The sequence below is a fragment of the Bacteroidales bacterium genome (genome assembly GCA_014860575.1).
GTDB lineage: Bacteria > Bacteroidota > Bacteroidia > Bacteroidales > JAAYJT01 > JAAYJT01.
The window spans coordinates 175,794-199,880 of the sequence record JACZJK010000016.1 but is presented as its reverse complement, the minus strand read 5'-3'; the positions used below and the strand labels follow the sequence as shown (position 1 = coordinate 199,880).

Genomic DNA, 24,087 nt, shown 5'->3' with positions numbered 1-24,087 from the left:
AAAAGTAGTTGAAAAAATACCGGCTTATGCTTTCCTGGTTCTAACGAGTAAAAAGCCTTGCTATCCGGACAATGAAAAAGAATTTTCAGGTTTTCACTTGAAACTTTACCGGTACAATGCTATTCCACTATGGTATAAGTTATTGCCAGTTTAATTCGTCCGGTTTCGGAAGCGCCACCGTTTAAGATCACCCTTTGGGGAGCAAACGATGCATTAGGGATTAGCAGAACCAGGCCAAATTCATCTTCGTCAGGTTTGAGCAAGGTTTGCTGAACGTAACGGCTCAAACGGAAACGATATTGGAGTGAATCACTTTCGTAAAAACCTCCGAAATAACTTTCGCCTTCAATCTGATCAGCCAGCACAGTTGTTGTTCCATCAGCATCTACGTTTTTTCCGATGATGATACGGGAAGGAGGCGACACGGCCGGACTTGTTTCCTGGAGATTGAAGATTAACTGCGCTTCATTAACTGAAATCATTGCCCTGTTTCCCGAACCTATTTGCGAACCAAGTGTGGAAAGTCCGGGGAAGCGAAGATAGGTTCTTACGCCACCAAGCGCTTGCAGATAAACCTTTTCAGAACCTAATGCTGTGTCACCATCAATTACCTGCTGTCTGAACAATTGATCTGCATCAGCATAGTCATAGTGTTCGTAATGACTGTATCTGGCAGAAGCGCTGGTGATGCTAAAAGTGTATTGCAACGAATCCTTTTCGTTATTATGGTAATAAGCTGTGAGGCTTGAAGCTGTTGAGAGAAGATTATAAGTCAATAGAGCGCCTTGTCCGCTCATATTCACCGGATCGGCAGTAATATATAATCCTTTGAAAAATTGAACAAATTTCTCGTTTGATTCAAAGTGAGTACTATCTGCTGATAGTAATTTATTCGCCATCGCTTGGTTGAGTGGGATTCTGAGGTATGGAGCTACCTTTACGGTATCAACCAAAATGCTGTCAATAAGCGGCGCCATTGTTACAGATCCTAACTCACTGGCCTGGTAAGCACTCATCTGGTTAGAAAAGTAAGCACTATCAATATTTATATTCTCTGTAAGTTCAAACACCCTGAAAGTTTGTACGGTTGATGAATCGCCATATACATTTTGATAGGCGAGTTTCAATATCAATGAGTCTATAACGGCTCCTTCGCCAAAATCAAGCTTTACTGTTGAAAGCCGGATCTCAGTAAAAACACTTGCAGTGGTTTTGCCAAAAACCGGATCGAAGTAACTCCCGAGAAGACTTGTTGACAGTTCATCGGTCCTAACCGAATCTTCCCTGTAAGAGTAAACAACAGCGGTAATCGTATCGGTATAAGAAAGCAACAATTCTTCGCCTGGGGGTAGAATATCAAGGCCGATTTTATTTTCATCTTTAGTACAGGATCCAAGCCATAGAGCCAGGGTAGCAAGCGCAAAAAATCTAAACGTGCTAAGGTTCATCGTTTTATTCAAGATGGGTTGATTTAAGTAGTTATACGATCGCTATTTCTTCGCTGCAGTTTCCGGAACAAGCAATTCATCATAGAACTTGTTGTAAACATCAATATAATCAGGCCCGGATAGATAACTGAGTACCGGCTTGCCCGATTCGATGATGTACTGGTTAATCTCAGGGTGAATTTGCTGATGTCCCATAACCACTGCATCTGAAAAATCAATAGCAGCTTTGATCATACTAACGTAGGTAGGCTTTTTATAGTGTTTGAGGTCTTTTAAAGAAATGCCGGGAAGTTTGATTTTTTTTGGAAAATCTTTGCTGATTATTTCTTCGAAATCATCGTTGTAAACTGAAAAGACCACTTTGGATTCGGAAAACACAGGATTGTCCCTGTAGGCGGTTTTCACATAAAGCGGAACCAGGCTGCCAAGCCAGCCATGACAATGAATCAAATCGGGTGGCCAGCCAAGTTTTTTAACTGTTTCCAACACACCTCTTGAGAAAAAGATTGCCCTTTCATCGTTGTCTTTGTAAAATTTTCCAGCTTTATCCCTGAAGATGAACTTCCTGTTAAAATAATCTTCGTTATCAATAAAGTAAACCTGCATGCGGGCCGATTGGATCGAAGCCACCTTGATGATCAAAGGATGGTCGTTATCGTTGATGATCAGGTTCATCCCCGACAAACGAATCACTTCGTGAAGTTGGTTCCGGCGCTCATTGATATTGCCAAAGCGGGGCATGAATGTTCTGATTTCGCGCCCCTTTTCCTGAATTCCCTGTGGAAGGTGCCTGGAAATCAAACCCATGTGGCTTTCTTTCAAATAAGGGGTGATGTCATGCGAAACAAAAAGAACTTTAACTTTTTCCATGATAAGAAGAAATGAGATTCCTTAAGATTAAGATTTGCAAAGGTATTAAAAAAATCGCTGTGTTTTTAACCCAGGCATTTTGCTATGTTGATTCTCAAAATCTTGGGCAATTTAAGTTTTCCCGGGAAGCAGCGTACTATAAAATCCTGTAATTTTGCACAACTTTTGTTTAAATCCTGCATTAAACATCAACTCGTTCAGTTAGCATACTTTAGCATCACTCATCACACCTATATCCTATGCACAAGATTGAGAAACACCCTATCCTTGAAATACGTACCGGCGAAAAACATCATTTCAATTTTAACGGACAAACGATTGACAGCGAAAAAGGTTTTACGATCGCTGCTGCGCTTCACCAAGCCGGATTTCCCGTGCACAGCCATAGCCTTAAAAACCGTGAACGCAGTCTTGAATGCGGCATCGGGAAATGTGGCGCCTGCGAAATGCTGGTGGATGGCCAGATCAAACGCATCTGCATTGCCACTGTTGACGGGGTAAAACAGGTTCAGGAAATACCAAAAGACTATACGCCTCCTGTTGTAAATTATAAAAAGGATGATCCTGTGTGGGTGTATAAAACGCAGGTTGTTATTGTCGGAGCTGGTCCGGCAGGGCTTGCGGTTCGTGAAGAACTGAACAAGCATGGAGTTGAAAATATTGTAATTGACAACAACGACCAGATTGGCGGACAGTTTACCATGCAAACCCATCAGTTTTTCTTTTTTGAGAAAGAGAAAAAGTTCGGCGGTATGCGTGGGTTCGATATTGCCAAAACCCTGGCCGGTGAAAACCATGAGGGTATTTTTCTGAACTCAACCGTTTGGGATATTCTCGACGGCAAACGCCTCGCCATAAAAAATGTAAGGACTGAGGAAATTTATTACGTGGATGCTGATTATCTTGTGGTCGCCACAGGTGCGGTGCCCTTCATGCCAACCTTTGAGAATGATGACCTGCCAGGAGTTTACACCGCGGCCGTGGTTCAGAAAATGATGAATAACGAGTTCACGCTGCTTGGTAAAAATGTGCTAACCGTTGGAGCCGGAAATATTGGCTACCTGACTTCTTACCAATTGATGCAGGCTGGTGCTAATGTGAAAGCCATTCTTGAGGCACAGCCTTTTGAAGGCGGTTTCCCGGTGCAGGCCAACCGTGTTCGCCGCCTGGGAATTCCGATCATGCTTTCACATATTTTGCTGAAAGCCATTCCAAATGAAAATCATGATGGAATTACCGGAGCCGTGGTTGCTGAGTGCAAAAACTTTCAGCCCATTCCGGGAACCGAAAAGATCATCGAAGGTATTGACGCCATCAACATCTGCACTGGTCTTGTTCCCGACGACCAACTCCTGATCAAGGGCAATGATATTTTTGGCCGTAAATGCTACGGCGCCGGCGATGCCATCCGCATTGGCGAAGGAACTTCGGCAGTGTTGCGCGGTCAGCAGGTAGCTTATGAAATCCTGCAGGAAATGAACGAACGCATTGATTATAACGCCTACCTGTCCGTTTCAAAAGAATATATTGACTCTCAGCAGCACCCGCATAAAATCATTGAAGAGCCTTATCTTCCGAACCCTGAACGCATGATCTCAAAACCTTATGTTCAGATTGACTGCCTGTATGGTTTTGCCTGCAATCCCTGCGAGTTTGCCTGTCCGCACGGTGCTATTACCAAAACCAGCACCAGCACGGTTCCGCAAATAGATTTTGAGAAATGTGTGGGTTGCATGGATTGCGTGTATCAATGTCCCGGCCTCGCGATTTTCGGATATAACCTGAAAAAAGACTGGCTCTTCCTTCCCATCGAATATTTTGTGGATGAGCAAAGCGAAGTTTACCTGGTGGATAATAATGGCAAAATCCTTGGCGAAGGCATTGTGGAGAAAATCCTGAAAAAGGCCAATAAAACGCATATTGCCCGTGTGAAATCCCTGGATGTCCACGGCGAAGAACTGAACAAGATCAGAGGATTCGTTGCCAAAAGCGATTATCCCGTACCGGTTCAAATGACAGAAACCTCTTACCAAAAGGAAGAGGATGTATACGTTTGCCATTGCGATGATGTGACCCTGCAGGAAATCCGTGAAGTGATCGGTGATCGCAAATTCATCTCTGTGGATGAGGTGAAACACACCACGCGTTTGGGAATGGGCGCCTGCCGCGGCAAACGCTGCATCAAGCGTTTGAAGCAAACCCTGGGTGGAACAGGAATCTCTATTGTGGGCGAACCCACACCACGCGGGCCATTGTCGAACCAGGTTTCGCTGGGAGAACTTTATCCCCGCCCGGTTCACGATAAAATTATCACCAACATCACTGGCAAAACTCCTAAAAAAGTAAAAGTGCAGGTGCTGATTGCGGGGGGTGGAATTGGTGGCAGCGCCCTTTTCCGCTACATGGCCGAAGAAGGCCTCAAGCCCACACTCATCAATTTTGGCCGTGGCGCATCCTGGCGCAATATTGCCGGCGGCAGGCCCAACTTCAGCTTGCCCGAACTTTCTGACATTGCCCGCCACAATCTGGAAATTTTCAGGGAACTGCAAGGCATCAGCAATATTGATTTTCTTCCGATCCGCTATGTGACCTTCGCCCACGACGAGAACATGTACAAAGCCCTGGAAGCTTCCATGGCCTGGTCGAATGCACGCATGATTGAACCCAAAGATTTTCACCAGGAAATATCGCCTTACATCAGCAAGGATCTGAAAAAATACCTTTCGGCACTGCTTACCGAAGACTGCTGGCAAGCCACTCCGGGCCGGGTAGTTGACCTGCTCCGCCGGATCGGAATAGATAATGGCGGCGAGGTGTTGGAGGATTGCAAACTGATTGACGTTACCAAAAACGGCAAAGGATATATTGCATTGGTTCAGAACCACGAAAAGGAATACATTGAGTTTCACGCTTCGCATTTTGTTAATGCTTTGGGACCCGAAGGCGATGTGTTTGCCCGCAAGCTGGGGCATGAAACCGGATTGTTTCCCGTAAAACACCAGGCTTTTATCACCCGCCGCCTGCCCATGATGGGTGTGAACGGCACGCCCTTGCCCATGCTGATTGACCGCCGCCATTACAAAGGTTTTACCGCCGTTTACGGGCAGCAGCTTGCCGAAACCGGACAGGTGATCGGCTGCGCTTCCCCCGCCATTGAACCCATGGAAACCGACAAAAACCTGAAAATTAACTCCAAGGAATTTATTGAGATTATCGCCGAAGTTTTTACCGACTGGATTCCCAGCCTTTCATCCGTTGGTTTCCAGGCGGTGTGGGCCGGTTATTACGTGGAACCCCGCATGGTGCTTGATGTGGATGCTGGCTTGTTTATCGGCTTGCGCGGACAAGGCTTTATGCTGGGCCAATACCTCGCAAAACTCTATGTTGATAAACTCACCGGCAAGCCCGTTCCCGAATATTTCAGCCGCATGAACCTAAAGGGTGATGGGTTGCTGGAGAAGGCGTTTAAGTAGAAGACTTTATTATGGTCTGATTCCCGGCTAAGGTTAAATCTTGTCATCCTGAACGAAGTGAAGGATCTCGGCTTTGCGGCACTTGCACTAAACGTCCGGTATCGCATTAAATCCCGTACAAACCTCCTTGTATTTGCAATTCAAAAAACACTATTTTTGATGCGCTGTAACAATAGTGCAGGAATTTCAGAAACCCTGGAGGTTTGGATAATTACAAATTACGCTCAGCGGGGGCCCACTATTTATAGGAGAGAGTGTTTTAAAGGGTTCTCATCAGCTACGAGGTTTAAGCATTAAAAAATACAATCATACAATAAGGACAAATAATTTTGTTAATTCAATTTTTACGTATTTTAACTTTACTCCTTTGTAGTTAAATACAAGGACTGATACAAATCAAAACAAATAGCATATGTTTTACGGGTCAATTATAGCAAGATTTTTTGGAGTTTTGATTGTTTTGATTTTACGTTTCTTTTACTCTATACTGACAGGCTATAAGATAAAGTCATTTTCTGAAATATGGAAAGGGCCTGATTTCGATGACTTGGCAGATAGTGCTTCGTATGAAATGAAGTTTATAATAATTGGAGTTATTTTTATCTTTGTGACTTGTTGGTTTTTAATGAAAATATATTTGTAAATAACGTTTAAAATATAAAAAAAACCGGCTAAGCGGCAATTGCACTGCCGCTTTTTCTGTTCTTATTGGATAAAATGCAATTTTGTGAATTACAACTCAAATAATGCTATCTATTAATAAAGTGCTTTGAAGCCCTTCAAAACACCTGCGAATAATAAATAGATCCATCCCTGGCTTTTTTTGTTACCTTTTCTGTTTTTTTGGATAAAGCATTAAACCACTAACGGCGATATACCCCAGCTGAGCGGGGGATTGAAACACGTCTTTGTGTTTCTTGATTTTGAATTGAAAGACAAGTTGCACTATTGGGAGGCTTTTTCAACACAGAGTTAATGGGTTCTAATCCGTGTTTGAAAAAGTAAAAAAAACAAATTTTCAGAACCCACCTAAACTTAAATTTAATTGTATGAGCAAAAAATTACATTTGGCAGCAGCTGTTCTTTTGCTGGTGTTTGCTTCAGCCATAAATACTTTCGGGCAAACCAAACAACAACAGGAACAAATTACATTGAGGTATGATCAACAGATTTTAAGTGAGTTACAAAGCCAATTTCAGGGAAAAGCTACCCTGGAAAAGCATGCAGCTGTGCTTTACGCGCAGCAAAAGGGTATTTCAGTAAAGCTGACACTTGAAGACGGTGGATATGCCGAACTTCAGCGCATTGATCCCGATGGCAGTCTGATTTATTATAGAACCCTGAATGTGGCTGCATCCAAATCAACCAGAACCAACCACGTGAATATTGGCGGTTCAACCGGATATAACCTCGACGGGCAAAACATGATAGCCCATGTGTGGGATGGCGGGCTTGCCCGTTCAACACACCAGGAGTATGACGGCCCAGGAGGCACCGACAGATTCTCCATCGGAGACGGAACTACCACGCTGAACTACCATTCAGCTCACGTAACCGGAACCATTATAGCTTCTGGAGTAGTAGCCGCTGCAAAAGGAATGGCTCCTCAGGCCTATGCTGTTGGTTATGAATGGAACAACGACCTGGCTGAAGCTACCACTGCCGCAGCAAATGGAATGCTTATTTCCAATCATTCCTATGGTTATCGTTCCGATCTTGTTCCTGATTATTATTTCGGAGCTTATATTACCGATTCCAGAGACTGGGATGCGCTACATTATAATGCACCTTATTATCTGATGGTAGTGGCTGCCGGAAATGACGGATCAACCAATTATAATGCTGCCCCGCTGAATCCATCCTTCCCGCAATACGACAAACTTACCGGTCATGCCACAGCGAAAAACAATATGGTGGTTGCCAATGCCCAGGATGCAAACATCGACGATGCCGGTAATTTAATCAGTGTTTCCATCAACAGCTCAAGCAGTCAGGGCCCTACAGATGATTACAGGATCAAGCCCGATATCACCGGAAACGGAACCTCGGTTTATTCAACCTACGAAAGCAGCAATACCGCTTATGCCAGCATTACCGGAACATCAATGGCATCGCCCAACGTAGCAGGTTCATTGCTTTTGTTGCAACAACATGCCAACAATGTAAATGGCAGTTATATGCGGGCTGCAACTCTCAAAGGACTTGCGCTGCACACCGCCGATGATGCCGGTATTGCCGGACCTGATGCCAACTGGGGATGGGGACTGATGAATACCAAAAGGGCGGCGGAAGCCATTTCGCAAAACGGAGACCAGTCAATCATCAGCGAGCTTACCCTGATGCAGGGACAAACTTACACCATTCAGGTGGATGCCGATGGGGTCAATAACCTGATGGCTTCCATTTCATGGACAGATCCTGCCGGCACTGCTACTACAGCCACCAATTCAACCATAGCCCGTCTGGTAAACGACCTCGACCTGAGGATTACGCAGGGAGCAACCACCCACTTGCCCTGGAGGCTTACCGGAGTAAATACCAACGATCGCGGCGATAACGTTAAAGATCCATATGAGCGGGTAGATGTTACAGGTGCTGCCGGAACTTATACCGTTACCGTTACCCATAAAGGAACATTATCGGGTGGTTCTCAGAACTACAGCCTGATAATTACCGGGGTTTCTGCCACACCTATTGTTTGTAACGCTACAGTGCCAACCGGGCTCACAGTAGTTGGTGTTGGTTCCTCAACGGCAAGTATTTCGTGGAATGCTGTACCTGGATCTACATATGATCTTATATATCGTCAGGTAGGTGCTACAACTTGGATTACCCAGAGTGTTTCAGGCACAACAGCCAACCTTACAGGACTTACACCTCAAACCCAGTACGAAGTTCAGGTGAGAAGCAAATGCCCTGATAATTCAACTTCAGCCTATACTGCGTCGGTCAACTTCACCACCACCGAAGTGCAGCTTAATTATTGCGCCTCAGCCAGTACAAATACAAATGATGAGTATATAGGCCGCGTGCAGTTAAATACCATTAACAATCCTTCGGGCGCACAATTTTATTCTGACTTTACAAATATATCTACCAGCCTTACAAAAGGGTTGTCATATACCATTACAGTTACTCCAACATGGACAGGCACTGTATATTCAGAAGGCTATGCAGTATGGATTGATTATAACAAAGACGGTGATTTTGCCGATGCCGGAGAGCAGGTATTTACTCAGGCAGCAACCACAAATACACCTGTCAGCGGATCATTTACCATTCCGGCCAGTGCGGTTGAAGGTTCCACAAGAATGCGCGTTTCTATGAAGTACAATGGCATTCCTACTGCATGCGAAACCTTTACTTATGGCGAAGTTGAAGATTACTCAGTTACAATAGTTTCCGCAGGCCCTGATACCCAGTCCCCGACAGCCCCGTCGAATCTTACTGCTTCAAACATCACACAAACATCTGTAAACCTTTCATGGACGGCTTCCACTGATAATGTGGGCGTAACCGGCTATGATGTTTATCAGGGTAGCAGTATTATACAAACAGTAACAGGAACAACAGCCTCAGTTGCCGGATTAACGGCAAGTACCAGCTACACATTCTCGGTCAAAGCAAAAGATGCCGCCGGAAATATTTCGCCGTCAAGCAATGTTGTGAATGTAACCACACTTGCACCTCCTGATACTCAGGCACCGACAGCTCCATCAAACCTTGCTGCTTCAAACATTACTCAAACATCTGTAAACCTTTCATGGACGGCTTCCACTGATAATGTAGGCGTAACCGGTTATGATGTTTACCAGGGAAGCAATGTGATTCAGACAGTCACAGGAACAACAGCTTCAGTTACCGGATTAATGGCAAGTACAGCATACACTTTCTCTGTCAAAGCGAGAGATGCCGCCGGAAATATTTCGCCGTCAAGCAATGTGGTAAATGTAACCACTTTGGCTAATACAATAACCTATTGCACTTCGAGAGGTAACAGTACAGCAGATGAATGGATTCAAAGAGTGCAACTCGGAAGCATCAACAACAACTCTGGAAACAACGGCGGATATGCTGACTTTACCAACTTATCTGCCACACTGGTTGCAGGAACTTCCAATACAATCATCATTACGCCGGGTAGAACTAGCACCAAATACAGAGAAGCCTATCGAATATGGATTGACTACAATCAGGATGGTGATTTTCTGGATTCCGGGGAAGAGATAGTAAATGTTAATAAAACCACTTCAACTTCTATCAGCCGAAGCTTTACTGTACCAACAACTGCTTTGAATGGCCCGACCAGAATGCGTGTTTCAATGAAATACAATGCAAGTCCGACCTCCTGTGAAATATTCGCACGTGGAGAAGTTGAGGATTATACCGTTGTTATTTCGAATACAGCTACGCAAAACTTTGCCGGTCCTTCAGGCGAATCCACGGATGCTGAGTTGATTGTGTATCCCAATCCGGTATCTGACAACCAGTTGAACGTGATGCTTAACGGAGCCGATGCTAAAGAAATACGAATCTACAACCTACAAGGAATACTGCTCAGCCGGCATGCATTCGAGGCAACAGTTAATGTTGCTTACTTGCAACCTGGGATGTATCTGATTGAAGCAATTTCTGAAAACAGAACATTTATTAAACGCTTTGAAAAACAATAAACCGGGTTTATATCTTAATTGGCCGTCTCTTTTCGGGGACGGCCTTTTTTATTCTATGGATTGTATATACATTTGAACAGTAAGATTAAGAACCGCGCAACATATTCATTTAGCTTCGATCACAATGTTTACTTTTTCGGAGTGGCATTCCAAAAAAGTCATGTTTTCAGAAAACGATGGTCTTAATACAATTCCAGATCCAAGTTGCCTCACATCAGTTGAGATCAAATCACGAATGAATTATCACAGTTTGTGGAAAATGAGCCAGAAGTCATTTTAATATATCTTCTGATTTTTTAAATATTGTTAACAATCAGATGCGTTGAATGGGATTAATTTTATGCAGTATTAAATTCCAATCATAAACTAAAAACCATTCATCATGAGAAAATTTACACTGGCTTTATTTATCATTTGTTTAGGGACTACCAAGTTGATGGCCCAGCTTGAAAAAGGCGAGGTGATCGGTGGAGTTATTGGCAATGTAAATGGCTCTTTTTCTACAACAAACGATTATTTTGGAGTAGGATTAAGGCTAAATCCTTATGCCTTGTATCTCGTTGAAAAAAACATGGCCATCGGGCTAAGCTTTGAAGACGAATTTGGCTATGCCAGATTTAATCACTCCGACGGACAGAGACAGGTTACAAGATCTAACAATTTACTTCTGACCCCGGAAATAAGGAAGTACTTTGGCAGCTCAAAACTGATGCCCTTCGCAGGGCTTTCAACGGGTTTGACTATTAGGCACTCTGTATCTAATGAATGGCTTGAAACCTCAGTCAATACAGGGTTCTTTTTGGCTCCTGAAGCAGGCTTTTCATGGTGGCTGTCTGATCGCACCTATCTTGACGTTAAAGGAAGGTACAACCTCATAGACACCAATTACCCGAAGCATTACCGTTCCTTTGACATTAATCTTGGTATCGGGTTTAAAATCTTTAAAAAAGCTGAATAGCTAGTTAAAATATTCAAAAACAAAATCCAAAACTCAAAATTCAAAGTTCAAAACCCAAATTCCAAAATATCAAATTCAAAATAACTGTCACTTGCTGAATCTTAAATCTGGAATTTTGAATTAATAATTACATAACTCCATCACTCCAAACTGCATAACTGTATCACAGTATCACTGCATCACTGCTGAACTTAATACTTTCCAAGTATTTGTCCCACGCTTCTTTCCGGGCAACAATAATCTTTTGCTATTCCAAAGAAAATTCCTAATTTTGCGCCCCTTAATCTAAAAATCTCAAGCGGTGGATTACAGGAGGCAGTATGTGATTTCCTTTGGAGGGCTAAAGCCTGGAAAACACCAGTTTGACTTTGAGATTGACAACAGGTTCTTTGAGGAATTTGAGTATTCGGAATATAAAACCGGATCGCTTCAAGTGATAGTGGAAATGGAAAAACAACAGCGCATGCTGATCCTTGACTTTTCAGTTTCCGGCTCTATTGAAGTGGTTTGTGATCGCTGCCTTGATATTTTCCCACTTGAAATAGCCGGGAACTATCAGCTTTTTGTAAAATTCGGCAGCGAGAGTCATGAGGAAAGTGATGATGTGATCGTGATCCCGGAAAACGAAACACGCTTCGATGTAGGGCATTATATTTATGAATACATCATCCTGTCGGTTCCCATCCGCCATGTGCATCCCGATAACGACGATGGCAGCAGCGGTTGCGATCCGGAAGTCCTGAAAGAACTGGAGAAATTAAAAGCAGTTGAAAAAGCAGACCCACGTTGGGATGCCCTGAAAAAATTGAAAGAGTAATTACGTTAAAATTTGAATTGATATGCCACATCCAAAACGGAAAACCTCCACAACCCGGAGGGATAAAAGAAGAACACATTACAAAGCAGTTGCACCTACTTTGATTGTTTGCTCAAACTGCGGAGCTCCCGTGTTGTACCACAGGGTTTGCTCTGATTGCGGACATTATAAGGGCAAACTTACAATAGAAAAGGCTGCCACAGCTTAATTCCATCAGGTTATTTCAGGGAAAACAGCGCAGGCCCCGGTATTTTCCAGGGCTGATTTTTATTTGATGCAAACCAATGCTTTGCTAACTAATTGTAATTTCTATGAAAATCGGACTTGATGTAATGGGCGGCGATTTCGCTCCTAAAGCAACGCTTGAAGGCGCTATTCTCGCACAACGCACACTCGACAAAAAGGATCAAATTGTTCTTATTGGGAAAAAGCAACTGATTTACGATGAATTGGTTGCCCTGGATGCTAATCCCGATGACTTTATCATAATCAATGCCACTGAGGTAATAGGCATGGGCGACTCACCCACCAAAGCGCTGATTCAGAAGCCAGACTCAAGCATTGCTGTAGGCTTCCGCATGATGAAATCAGGTGAAATTGACGCTTTCGCCAGCGCAGGAAGCAGTGGTGCTATGTTGGTAGGCGCTATTTATTCTGTGAACACTATTCAGGGAATTGTACGACCCACTACAACCGCGATAATTCCTAAAGTAAACGGCGGTTTTAATATCCTGCTTGATGTAGGAACCAACCCGGATGTGAAACCCGAAACGCTCTACCAGTTTGCAATTCTGGGTGCATTGTATGCAGAGTATGTTCACAATATTTCGAACCCTAGAGTTGGATTGCTGAATATTGGCGAAGAAGAAAAGAAGGGAAGCCTGCTGGCACAATCAACGCATCAGTTGATGAAAAATACCGAAGATTTCAATTTTGCAGGCAATATCGAAGGTCGTGATATTTTTAAAGATAAGGCCGATGTGATTGTATGCGATGGATTCACAGGAAACATAGTACTTAAACAAGCCGAATCCATTTACCGCATTTTGGTCAAGAGAGGCATTCAGGATGAATATCTCGATCGCTTCAATTATGAAAATTATGGTGGAACCCCTGTGCTTGGTGTTGATGGAACCGTTATTGTCGGACATGGGATATCGAATGATAAGGCCATAAAAAACATGATCCTGCTGGCAAAAGAAGTGCATGAAGCAGGGCTCGCCAAAAAAATTAAAGAAGCGCTGGTGAAGCATACATTGAGCAATAAATCAGCAGACGATATTTAAAATTTACAGTCAATGACCAGGAGTAGAGCAGTCATTACAGGAATTGGAGCTAATGTTCCTGATTATGTACTGACGAATGATGAATTAAGCCACATGGTTGACACAACCGATGAGTGGATCATGACCCGCATCGGGATAAAGGAACGACGAATTATTAAAGGTGAATTTGGCGCTTCGGAAGTTGGGCACAAGGCTGTGAACCAATTGCTTGAAAAAACCGGAACCCACCCCTCGGAAGTGGACATGCTGATTTGCGCCACCGTAACACCCGACAGGCAATTCCCGGCCACCGCCAACATCATCAGCGATAAGTGCGAGATAAAAAACGCCTTTAGTTTTGATCTGAATGCCGGTTGCTCCGGCTTTTTATATGCCCTTTCCACTGCAGCGAAGTTCATTGAATCGGGAACACATATAAAAGTGGTTGTTGTAGGCGCTGAGAAAATGTCATCCATTGTTGATTATACCGATAGGACTACCTGTCCGATTTTTGGTGATGGCGCCGGCGCTGTTATGCTTGAACCCAGTGCAAATGGTTATGGCATCATTGACAGCATTTTGCAAAGTGACGGTGCAGGCCGGGTTCATCTGCATCAAAAGGCTGGCGGTTCAGAAAAACCGGCTTCATATGAAACAGTGAATGCACGTGAACATTTTATTTATCAGGAAGGACAGGCAGTTTTTAAATGGGCTGTCTCAAAAATGGCTGATGTTTCGGTTGAACTGATGGAAAAAAATGGGTTGACCGCCAACGACCTTCATTGGCTGGTTCCTCACCAGGCCAATATGCGCATTATTGAAGCTACTGCTCAACGCATGAAGCTTGACAAAAACAAGGTGATGATCAATATTCATAAATTCGGCAACACCACCGCTGCAACACTTCCGCTTTGCCTTTGGGAATGGGAATCGCAGCTAAAAAAAGGCGATAACATCATCCTGGCCACCTTTGGTGCCGGATTTACCTGGGGAGCGATGTATCTGAAGTGGGGTTATTAAGTCAGGACGGGGAGAGATGGAGAAGGGGAGAAGGGGAGATTGCAGGGTTAGCGTACTTGGTGGCTGAGCTTGTCGAAGCCTGGAGTATTGGAGTAATACAGTAGTCATTCAGTGGTTAGACTATTGTCATACAATGGTCATACAGTTGTAGGTCTTCAACCTTCATAGCTAATTTTCCCAAGGGTTGGATATGTTCCGTGGCAATGTTTTCATCCCTGAATTCGTGGCAATGTTTTCATCCGTGAATCCGTGGCAATGTATTCATCTGTGCATCTGTGGCAAGGCTTCAATTCGTACATTCGTGGCAACTGTTTTTATATTCATCCGTGCATCCGTGGCAACATTTATTGAATCGCCTCCGCTTTCCATTTCCCGCAGCTAAAAACCATCAATTCCTTGATCCCAGCAGTTTTAATTAGTTCAAGTGCATAAGGGAATTCCTTTGAAAGGTCTTCCGGTGCATGGGCATCGGAACTTAGCGTAACCGGAATCTGTAATTCTTTAATTCTTTTCAAGGCGGTGAGATTCGGGAATAGTTCGTTGCAGCGGCCTTTGTAAAGCCCCCGCGTATTCACTTCTACAATGCATCCCTTTTTCTTCACCAGCGCAAGGTTCTCAAAAAACATATCCAGATACCAGTTGTCGTTTACGCTGAAAAATCGCTCGTTGTTGTGCATTTTGATCTTGTCAATATGAGCAATTACATCGGGAGCCTGGCTTTCAACCATCTGGTTCAACTGATCATAATATGTGCGAACCGCTTTACGTGTATCTCCGCCAAAGAACTTCTTCAAACCCTGATCGTATGTTTCGCGCCTGGGGCCGTCAATAAACCACAATTCCCGGGTGCCGGGAGGAACCAATAAATGAACACCGCCAATCACATAATCAAGGTTGGCGCGCTTCTTCCAATAGCTGAAATCTTCCATCAATCCTGGAATAAAATCAATTTCCATTGAGAGGTGAATTTCCAGTTGGCCGGCATACTCATAACTCAGCGAGCGGATGGTTTGACGGTATTCCTCCACTTTTTCATCCCTGAGGGCAAAAGTGTTGTCAAAAGGCAGGGGAGCATGGCTCGAAAAACCAAGAACGGAAAAACCCAGTTCCAGTGCAGTTTTAACATAATCAACAGGTGGTTTGCTTCCGTCGCAGAAAGTAGAGTGGGTGTGGTGGTTGAACCATTGCATCAACGGTCGGTGATTTTATAGAGTTTGTCAGAGCGGCGAACTGTTTCTTTTACAGGAATGGAACAAATTTCGCCCTTAAAGGTTTTTTCGACTATTTTTTCATCAACCCTGATTTCAGTGATGTTGCCTTCATAAACTCCGGTCGTTGGACCAAGGATTACATAATCATCTCCAATTATTAGGTCTCCGGTTTCCAGGGTAACTTCCGCAATCCCGATTTTCGCAAAATAATTAGTGATCTTGCCGACGTAAGTTTTTTTTCGTGTTGATTTTGAACCATACACATTCGTCCATTCTGGAAGGGTCTTGCCTAGATAATACCCTTCCCAATATCCACGATTATAAACCTGGTTCAAGCGATGATTCCACTGTTCAACTTTTTCAGGATTAAAGTTACTTTCAAGGATCGCATCGGCCGCTTCGCGGTAGCATTGTGTAACGGTTTTCACATATTCCGGCGCACGGCCACGGCCTTCAATCTTAAGCACCCTCACCCCTGCCCCGACAATTTTATCCAGAAAATCAATGGTTTTCATGTCTTTGGGCGACATGATAAAATGGTTGTCAATATTCAGATCCACCTCGTCGTCAAAATCGCGGATACGGTATTCGCGGCGGCACGGTTGATAGCACTCGCCACGGTTCGCAGATTTATTGAACATATCCTGACTGAGGTAACATTTCCCGGAAACCGCCATGCACATGGCACCATGCACAAAGATTTCAATCACAATTTTTTTTCCCGTCGGGCCATGGATATTGTCTTCTTCAATTTTTTTGGTGATCGCAGTTATTTGCTCCAGGCTTAATTCACGGGCCAGCACCATCACATCAGCATATTGCGAATAAAACCGCACAGCCTGTAAGTTGGTAATGTTGCACTGTGTGGAAATGTGAATCTCAACACCTTTGCTTCGCGCGTATTCCATCACGGCAATATCCGAAGCAATGATGGCCGTAATGCCATTATCTTTGGCTGCATCCACCACACTTTGCATGTAAGCCGTTTCCTCATCATAAATCACCGTGTTCACGGTAAGGTAGCTGCGAACCATGTGCTCTCGGCAAATAGTGGCAATTTGTGCCAGATCTTCCAGCGTAAAATTCATTGATGAGCGCGCCCGCATATTCAAGGTTCCCACACCGAAATACACCGAATCAGCTCCTCCCTGAATAGCAGCCATCAGGCTTTCGTAAGAACCGGCTGGGGACATGATCTCGATGGGGGGCTTTGGGTTGTTCATGCTGTTGGAGTGGTTTAACAGCAATCTTTAGAGATTTCATCAGCAAAAACATCATCAATAAGCAACGTGTCGTCGTTGTTCCTATTCATCTGCTTGAAAGCTTCTTCCCAATTTTCACGTGGTTTTGCTGAGGGTCGCAATTCAATGCAATCTTCTATCTCAACAATTTCCACGCCTGAGTTTCCTACTTTGATAACTGGTAATTCCATAGTTATTTTTATAATTGTGCAATTCCAGGGCTTCAATCCCCTCGTGCCTCGGGGCTTTGATCCCTTCCTGCTGCCGCTGCCTCCTGCCTACTTTATCCTAATCCCCAACTCTTCCAGCTGTGCTGATGAGATGCGAGAAGGTGAATCAATCATCACATCACGTGCTGCGTTGTTTTTTGGGAAAGCAATAAAGTCGCGGATGGATTCGCTGCCGCCAAAAAGTGAGCAAAGCCTGTCGAAACCAAAGGCGATGCCGCCATGCGGTGGGGCGCCAAATTCAAAGGCATTCATCAGGAAACCGAATTGCGCCTGCGCATCTTCATCAGAGAAACCAAGCAGTTTCAGCATTTTCTGCTGCAAAGGTTTGTTGTGGATTCGTATTGAACCACCTCCGACTTCCACGCCGTTAATAACCATATCATAGGCATTGGCACGTACTGCACCCGGATTGGAATCAAGCAACTCAATATCTTCGGGTTTGGGTGAAGTGAACGGATGGTGCATGGCATAAAAGCGTTGCGATCCTTCGTCCCACTCAAGCAAGGGGAAATCATACACCCACAAGGGCATGAAAACTTCCGGATTACGAAGGCCAAGGCAGTTGCCCATCTCAAGGCGAAGCTCATTAAGTTGTTTGAGTGTTTTTCCTGCTACTCCTGCCAGAATGAGTATAAGGTCGCCGGGTTTGGCATCAAATGCATCCGCCCATTTTTTCAAGTCATCAGCGGAATAGAACTTATCAACGGAAGATTTCAATGATCCATCTGTATTGTACCGAAGGTAAATCAGACCACCGGCTCCAATCTGGGGCTTTTTAACAAAATCGGTCAGTTCGTCCAGTTGCTTGCGGGTATATTCTGCGCAACCTTTGGCATTGATTCCAACAACGAGTTCGGCATCATCAAAAACCTTGAAATCCTTACCTTTCACCAAATCTGTAAGTTCAACAAAAGTCATCCCGAAACGGATATCGGGTTTATCGCTGCCATAATTTTTCATGGCATCGGCGTAGCTCATACGTGGCAGTTTATCAATTTTAACGTTTTTCACCTTATCAAAAAGGTGGATCACCAAACCTTCGAAGGTGTTAAAAATGTCTTCCTGTGTAACGAATGACATTTCGCAGTCTATCTGTGTGAATTCGGGCTGTCTATCGGCACGCAGGTCTTCGTCGCGGAAACATTTCACAATCTGGAAATAGCGGTCGAACCCGGCCACCATCAGCAATTGTTTAAAGGTTTGTGGTGATTGGGGAAGTGCATAAAACTCCCCAGGGCTCACTCTTGAAGGAACAACGTAATCGCGGGCGCCTTCAGGAGTGCTTTTTATCAGAACCGGGGTTTCAACTTCAATAAAATTAAGGCTGTCCATATAGCTGCGCGTTTCAATAGCCATCCGGTGACGAAGTTCCATGTTGCGTTTTACGAGGTTGCGCCGCAAATCGAGGTAACGATATTTCATCCGCAGTTCATCACCGCCATCGGTGTTGTCTTCGATGGTGAAAGGAGGAATTTTTGACTCGTTGAGCACTTCAAAAGCATCAACAATGATTTCAACATCACCGGTAGGCATTTTGGGATTTTTGTTGCTGCGTTCAGCCACCACGCCATTGACTGTGATCACAAATTCACGGCCCAGTTCACGGGCTTTTATACAAAGTGATGCATTGGTTTCCATATTGAAAACCAATTGGGTAATTCCGTATCGGTCGCGCAGATCTAAAAAGGTCATCCCGCCAAAATCGCGGGAACGTTGCACCCACCCGCACAGGCTGACTTTGGTTCCTACATCAGTTATTCTAAGTTCTCCGCAGGTATGTGTTCGTAACATGCTGTATTGCTTTAAATTTGAGCCTGCGAAATTACCTATTTACTACCTTTGCGCCAACGTAACACATCATTATTCACTTTTAAAACTTTTTGCCATGCTTAGAACACATTTAATTACAGCTCTTTTGCTCGCGCTGGTATTTTCAACTACCCAGGCTTTGGCCCAGGAAGACACGGCTACGGAAAAGAATAAAGGCTATGTTTTTACTGATGAGATCCGCTTGCCTGCAACTCCTGTAAAAAATCAATTCCGTTCCGGTACTTGCTGGAGCTTCGGAACACATGCCCTTATTGAATCAGAATTACTCCGCATGGGAATTGGTGAAATTCCACTTTCCGAAATGTTTGTGGTCAGACATACCTATACTGCAAAAGCAGAACGATACGTGAGATTAAACGGGAGTTTAAATTTTGCAGCAGGTGGCGCATTGCCTGATCCATTCTGGGTGATGGCCAACTTTGGCGTGGTTTCGGAAGAAGCCTACGCAGGCAAGGTAATTGGTGAGGAAAACCATGTGCATGGTGAGATGGACGCCGTTTTGAAGGCTTACGTAGATGCCGTGATCAAGAACCCAAACCGCAAACTTACACCGGTTTGGAAAGATGGGTTCAACGGCTTACTGGATGCCTATCTTGGTTCTTACCCTGAAGAATTTACATTTAAAGGAAAAACCTATACCCCAAAAAGTTTTGCTGAAATGCTGGGAGTAAAAGCCGATGATTTTGTGCAGTTAACTTCATTCACTCATCACCCGTTCTATACAGATTTCATCCTGGAGGTGCCCGACAACTGGAACTGGGAAAAAGCCTGGAATCTTCCTGTTGATGAGCTTATGGAGGTGATTGACGGCGCACTTGCCAACGGATATACTGTTGTGTGGGCCAGCGATATCAGTGAAAAAGGGTTCTCGCACCGCAATGGTGTTGCCATTGTTCCCGAAACTGATCCCGGAGTGCTTGACGGAATGGAACGCGGACGATGGGAGAAGCTAACACAAAAGGAGAAAGATGATATGCTTTACAGCTTCAAGGAACCTATACAGGAAAAGAAAATCACGCAGGAAGACCGCCAAACCGGATTCGATAATTTCACGACTACCGACGATCATGCCATGCATATTATTGGTACCGCAAGAGACCAAAATGGCAACAAGTATTACATTGTTAAAAACTCATGGGGAACCGATAACAACCCTTATGGCGGATACCTTTATGCTTCCGAAACATTTGTCCGTTACAAAACCATTTCTCTCATGGTGAACAAGAATGCCATGTCAAGGAAAATAAGGGGGAAGTTGGGGTTGTAAGGTTGAGCCTGTTCCAAAAATATAACAAAACCGTTTTTTACCACATAGACACAATAGAAACATAGTCTTCACATAGTTTTTAATCAGCGTTTTATACTATGTGCCGTCTATGTGAGCTATGTGTCTATGTGGTTCAAATTTCTTTCCGGAGTGGACACAAGGTCACAAAAGTCCAACCTGTCGCAGAAACGTTAATTCAGTTTATTGTGAGTCCTTTTGCCTACTTTTGCTTTCTTTCTCAACATCACAATGCTAATCAGAATTTAATGAAAAATAAACTGACCCTTTTGCTGGTTGTATTGCTTGTAGCGCAGGTTGCAACAACAGCAGTTGCACAAAATAAGCTGACTCCTGATTTGGTTTCAGAGATAAGCAAAACCCACAAATCTGAGTTGTTACCCATAAACATCCGGCTTGTAGAACAATATGATCCTACATCAAAACAAGATATCCTTCAGCATCTGAACCAGGCACAAGTCCGCTCATATATCGTAACTGAACTGAAATCCTTTGCGAACGCATCGCAGGAAGGTCTGTTGAAGGAACTTGATGCTTTGAGCAAGACAGGTGAAGTCATCCAGGTAAAACCGCTTTGGATCGCCAATGTGATCAACTGTTACGCAACTCCGGAAGCAATCACGCAGCTTGCCAACCGTTCCGATATTGAACGAATAGATCTGGATGAAGAACGCATTCTGATTGATCCTGTTGAAATCACTGAGCTTGAATATGTTGGTTCGAAAGAGATCACATACAATGTCAACATCATGAATGTACCACAGGTTTGGAGCTTGGGCTTCACAGGCGAAGGCATTGTGGTGGCTGTGCTGGATACCGGAGTGAACTATGATCATGACGATCTGGAAGGGAACATGTGGTCCCATGCCGATTTTCCCCTCCATGGCTGGAACTTTATAAACAACACCAACAATCCAATGGACTATCACGGACATGGCACCCACTGTGCCGGAACCGTGGCAGGCAATGGCAATGCCGGTTCGCAAACAGGAATGGCCCCTTCGGTAAAAATCATGGCGCTTCAGGTGCTCGGATCCGATGGCGGAGGAACTGAAGCAGGTGTGTGGGACGGGATACAGTTTGCCGTTGAACACGGTGCAAATGTGATGAGCTTATCGCTGGGTTGGCAACATGCCTGGAACCCCGACAGGGCAAGCTGGCGTGATGCCATGGACAATGCGCTGGCTGCGGGTGTAATTGCTTCAGTAGCATCAGGAAACGAAGGAGGTGGTTCAGCCCCGTCAAATGTGCGCACTCCGGGCGATGTTCCTGCGCCCTGGCGCAATCCGGATCAGCCTGATACAGGAGGTCGTTCAGCCGTTGTTACAATTGGTGCAACTGATGCATCAGATGACCTTGCAGCTTTTTCAAGCCGGGGACCGGTAACATGGCAAAACATCCAACCTTATAGCGATTATCCCTATAATCCGGGCTCAGGCCTGATCACTCCTGATGTAACCGCTCCCGGAGTGAATGTGAAATCACTCTCGCACTCAAACACTTCGGGTTATGCAGTAATGAGCGGAACATCAATGGCTGCTCCCGGCGCGGCAGGAGTTATGGCCTTAGTGCTCTCAAAAAATCCCTGGCTGAAACCGGCACAACTCAGCCAGGTGCTGGAAGAAACCGCTTTGGCTATGACCCCACTTAAAAGTAACACCTTTGGAGCCGGAAGGGTTGATGCTCTTGCAGCCATCATTCAAACCAACTTTGCAGGGCCTGTGTATGTTTCTCACGGTGTTAACGATGATGAAGGCAATAACAACGGGTTCGTAAACCCACAGGAATTCATAAAGCTGAGTCTTACCCTTGTAAATGATTCAGGGCTTGGATTTGAAAATGTTGAAACAACGATTACTACAGAATCCCCTTATGTAAGCATGGTGAGCGATACTGTAAGTTTCGGATCTTTTGAACCGGGAGAAACTATTGAAATTGCTGATGCGGTTTCATTCAACACTTCGGGTCAGATTCCGGGAGGTTATGTGATGGTTTTTAAGGTTGAAAGTACTGACGGAAACCTGGTCTGGAAAAATTCATTCTCGATCATGGCACATGCCCCAAATATGGTGATTGGTTCCATGCTCATTGACGACAGCGCTGGTAATGGAAACGGGCAACTTGATCCGGTAGAATTGGTTGGAATGAGCTTTGATATTTTCAGCAACGGGCAAATGGATGCCATTAATCCGGAGCTTACAATAACAGTGAGCAGTCCGTTTTTAACGATCCATAATAGTCATTTCCCATTTGAAACCATGCCTCCTTCAAGCTTTCAAACAGTACTTTTTGATGCAGAAGTGAAGGACTTTGCTCCTATTGGTTCAGTAATTGAAATGGTTTGCAATGTGCAATATGGCAGTTACATCTTCACCAGAACATTCTTCATGAGGGTTGGGCTGGAAGTAGAAGGTTTTGAAGCCGGCAACTTCAGCAATTATAACTGGGATTTTGTCGGCCATCAACCGTGGGTGGTAACACCTGCGGATCCCTACCAGGGTTCTTTCAGTGCAAAGTCGGGCGATATTGATCATGATCAAATGTCAGTTATCCTGCTGAATTACGATGTCAGCGCAGATGATTCCGTATCTTTCTACAGGCGTGTTTCGAGCGAACCGACCAACGACTTCCTTCGCTTTTACATTAACTGGCAACTAATGGGAGAATGGTCCGGTGAAGTTGACTGGGACAAAGTTACTTACCCTGTAAGCGCCGGTTCAAATAGTTTTGCCTGGATGTACAAAAAAAATACAACCATCTCTTCAGGAGAAGATGCCGCATGGATTGATGTGGTTTCTTTTCCACTGTCTCCTGTTACAACTGCCTGGGCAGGTATTAATGCCACTATTTGCGAGAACCTTATCCTTCAATTACAGGCATACGCCAGCAACTTTAGCAGCATTGAATGGACAAGCAGCGGAAACGGTTCATTTAGCGATCCAAATATTCTGAATCCGGTTTACACACCGGGGCTGGAAGATATTGAGATCGGCCAGGTGACTCTCACACTTACAGTTTCTGACGGAGAGGAAAGCGTAACAGATGTTTTGCTTCTAACAATTGAAGAATTGCCTGTCCAGCCAGCCACTCCCGCAGGACCCGCTTCTGTTGACCTTCACAAGATCACTCAAAGTTCTTATCAAATCGAAAGCATCACAAATGCAGATCATTACGAATGGGTGTTAGAACCCGAAGAAGCCGGTGCGTTAAGCGCGGATGGAGTTCAGGCAACAATTGCATGGAATACTGATTTCCTTGGCAATGCCACTTTGAAAGTCATTGCTATAAACCATTGCGGACAAAGTGAAGTGTCGCAGGAGTTGGAAATTGAATTGTTCAATTCGGTGGGTATAGCAGAAATCAATTTGCTCAACATGAGGGTTTTCCCGAATCCTTCTGAGGGAAGGTTTATCATTGCCTTCGACAGCAGGGTAAAAACAGACGGGTTTATTTTTGTCAGCAATTCATTGGGTGAAACGGTGTATTCCGAACCCATTGCCATCGAAAATGGTCATTTCAGTTATTCATTGGATTTGAGCCAGCTTTCACAGGGCATTTACAACCTGGTTGTATATAGCGATCAGGGCCAATCCTCTACGCGGATTTTAATATTCAGATAGGCATTCTGTAGAGACGAGGTTGCCTCAAAATCCTCTTATTCTACAATTTATGTCATTCTGAGCGAAGCGAAGAATCTTATTTACAATTACGTAGAGAGATCCTTCACTTCGTTCAGGATGACAAAATTCGTCATTGTGAGACGCGA

The 24,087-nt window shown here is 44.4% G+C and carries 15 protein-coding genes; 9 read left to right on the top strand and 6 right to left on the bottom strand.

What is annotated here, in order from left to right:
• Window positions 1-119: 119 nt before the first annotated feature.
• Both IH597_03670 and IH597_03665 read right to left on the bottom strand, forming a co-directional pair.
• The gene (locus tag IH597_03670; GenBank protein ID MBE0661545.1) at window positions 120-1,448 is read right to left on the bottom strand and encodes a DUF4270 domain-containing protein; all 1,329 of its coding nucleotides are present in this window, start codon (window positions 1,446-1,448) and stop codon (window positions 120-122) included.
• 42 nt (window positions 1,449-1,490) lie between these two features.
• Complete coding sequence (locus IH597_03665; GenBank protein MBE0661544.1) at window positions 1,491-2,318, bottom strand: glycogen/starch synthase; 828 nt, start codon at window positions 2,316-2,318, stop codon at window positions 1,491-1,493.
• Between the two features lie 239 nt (window positions 2,319-2,557).
• On the opposite strand from IH597_03665, the gene IH597_03660 reads away from it, so the two are divergent.
• From IH597_03660 to IH597_03630, 7 genes are all read left to right on the top strand, one after another.
• Window positions 2,558-5,791, top strand: coding sequence for an FAD-dependent oxidoreductase (locus tag IH597_03660; GenBank protein MBE0661543.1), 3,234 nt, complete (start codon window positions 2,558-2,560; stop codon window positions 5,789-5,791).
• 1,049 nt (window positions 5,792-6,840) lie between these two features.
• Window positions 6,841-10,464 carry a fibronectin type III domain-containing protein gene (locus tag IH597_03655; protein MBE0661542.1) on the top strand — a complete coding sequence of 1,208 codons (3,624 nt, stop codon included), beginning with the start codon at window positions 6,841-6,843 and terminating at the stop codon, window positions 10,462-10,464.
• A gap of 382 nt (window positions 10,465-10,846) precedes the next feature.
• Window positions 10,847-11,422 (top strand): hypothetical protein, encoded by a 576-nt coding sequence (locus IH597_03650; protein ID MBE0661541.1) that lies wholly within the window; start codon window positions 10,847-10,849, stop codon window positions 11,420-11,422.
• 301 nt (window positions 11,423-11,723) lie between these two features.
• The gene (locus tag IH597_03645; protein ID MBE0661540.1) at window positions 11,724-12,239 is read left to right on the top strand and encodes a DUF177 domain-containing protein; all 516 of its coding nucleotides are present in this window, start codon (window positions 11,724-11,726) and stop codon (window positions 12,237-12,239) included.
• Window positions 12,240-12,261: 22 nt separating this feature from the next.
• Entirely contained in the window at window positions 12,262-12,447 is a 186-nt protein-coding gene (gene rpmF / locus IH597_03640; protein MBE0661539.1) for a 50S ribosomal protein L32, read from the top strand.
• A gap of 103 nt (window positions 12,448-12,550) precedes the next feature.
• Entirely contained in the window at window positions 12,551-13,525 is a 975-nt protein-coding gene (gene plsX / locus IH597_03635; GenBank protein MBE0661538.1) for a phosphate acyltransferase PlsX, read from the top strand.
• A 12-nt stretch (window positions 13,526-13,537) separates the two neighbouring features.
• Window positions 13,538-14,524 carry a ketoacyl-ACP synthase III gene (locus IH597_03630; protein ID MBE0661537.1) on the top strand — a complete coding sequence of 329 codons (987 nt, stop codon included), beginning with the start codon at window positions 13,538-13,540 and terminating at the stop codon, window positions 14,522-14,524.
• A gap of 344 nt (window positions 14,525-14,868) precedes the next feature.
• Here IH597_03630 and IH597_03625 read toward each other — a convergent pair whose 3' ends face one another.
• From IH597_03625 to aspS, 4 genes are all read right to left on the bottom strand, one after another.
• On the bottom strand, window positions 14,869-15,714 hold the full coding sequence (locus IH597_03625) for a histidinol-phosphatase (protein ID MBE0661536.1): 846 nt from the start codon (window positions 15,712-15,714) through the stop codon (window positions 14,869-14,871).
• Window positions 15,714-16,928 (bottom strand): U32 family peptidase, encoded by a 1,215-nt coding sequence (locus IH597_03620; GenBank protein ID MBE0661535.1) that lies wholly within the window; start codon window positions 16,926-16,928, stop codon window positions 15,714-15,716. The genes IH597_03625 and IH597_03620 overlap by 1 nt, the downstream gene beginning before the upstream one ends.
• Before the next feature lie 44 nt (window positions 16,929-16,972).
• Window positions 16,973-17,167, bottom strand: coding sequence for an AbrB/MazE/SpoVT family DNA-binding domain-containing protein (locus IH597_03615; GenBank protein ID MBE0661534.1), 195 nt, complete (start codon window positions 17,165-17,167; stop codon window positions 16,973-16,975).
• 87 nt (window positions 17,168-17,254) lie between these two features.
• On the bottom strand, window positions 17,255-18,997 hold the full coding sequence (gene aspS, locus IH597_03610) for an aspartate--tRNA ligase (protein ID MBE0661533.1): 1,743 nt from the start codon (window positions 18,995-18,997) through the stop codon (window positions 17,255-17,257).
• A 94-nt stretch (window positions 18,998-19,091) separates the two neighbouring features.
• On the opposite strand from aspS, the gene IH597_03605 reads away from it, so the two are divergent.
• The gene (locus IH597_03605) at window positions 19,092-20,303 is read left to right on the top strand and encodes an aminopeptidase (GenBank protein ID MBE0661532.1); all 1,212 of its coding nucleotides are present in this window, start codon (window positions 19,092-19,094) and stop codon (window positions 20,301-20,303) included.
• Window positions 20,304-20,569: 266 nt separating this feature from the next.
• Window positions 20,570-23,941 (top strand): S8 family peptidase, encoded by a 3,372-nt coding sequence (locus IH597_03600; protein MBE0661531.1) that lies wholly within the window; start codon window positions 20,570-20,572, stop codon window positions 23,939-23,941.
• Window positions 23,942-24,087 lie beyond the last annotated feature (146 nt).

Excerpts from the sequence above, each read along its gene's own strand:
- IH597_03670 (MBE0661545.1), bottom strand. The coding sequence starts at position 1,448 with ATGAACCTTAGCACGTTTAGATTTTTTGCGCTTGCTACCCTGGCTCTA.
- IH597_03665 (MBE0661544.1), bottom strand. The coding sequence starts at position 2,318 with ATGGAAAAAGTTAAAGTTCTTTTTGTTTCGCATGACATCACCCCTTAT.
- IH597_03660 (MBE0661543.1), top strand. The coding sequence starts at position 2,558 with ATGCACAAGATTGAGAAACACCCTATCCTTGAAATACGTACCGGCGAA.
- IH597_03655 (MBE0661542.1), top strand. The coding sequence starts at position 6,841 with ATGAGCAAAAAATTACATTTGGCAGCAGCTGTTCTTTTGCTGGTGTTT.
- IH597_03650 (MBE0661541.1), top strand. The coding sequence starts at position 10,847 with ATGAGAAAATTTACACTGGCTTTATTTATCATTTGTTTAGGGACTACC.
- rpmF (MBE0661539.1), top strand. The coding sequence starts at position 12,262 with ATGCCACATCCAAAACGGAAAACCTCCACAACCCGGAGGGATAAAAGA.
- plsX (MBE0661538.1), top strand. The coding sequence starts at position 12,551 with ATGAAAATCGGACTTGATGTAATGGGCGGCGATTTCGCTCCTAAAGCA.
- IH597_03630 (MBE0661537.1), top strand. The coding sequence starts at position 13,538 with ATGACCAGGAGTAGAGCAGTCATTACAGGAATTGGAGCTAATGTTCCT.
- IH597_03625 (MBE0661536.1), bottom strand. The coding sequence starts at position 15,714 with ATGCAATGGTTCAACCACCACACCCACTCTACTTTCTGCGACGGAAGC.
- IH597_03620 (MBE0661535.1), bottom strand. The coding sequence starts at position 16,928 with ATGTCCCCAGCCGGTTCTTACGAAAGCCTGATGGCTGCTATTCAGGGA.
- IH597_03615 (MBE0661534.1), bottom strand. The coding sequence starts at position 17,167 with ATGGAATTACCAGTTATCAAAGTAGGAAACTCAGGCGTGGAAATTGTT.
- aspS (MBE0661533.1), bottom strand. The coding sequence starts at position 18,997 with ATGTTACGAACACATACCTGCGGAGAACTTAGAATAACTGATGTAGGA.
- IH597_03605 (MBE0661532.1), top strand. The coding sequence starts at position 19,092 with ATGCTTAGAACACATTTAATTACAGCTCTTTTGCTCGCGCTGGTATTT.
- IH597_03600 (MBE0661531.1), top strand. The coding sequence starts at position 20,570 with ATGAAAAATAAACTGACCCTTTTGCTGGTTGTATTGCTTGTAGCGCAG.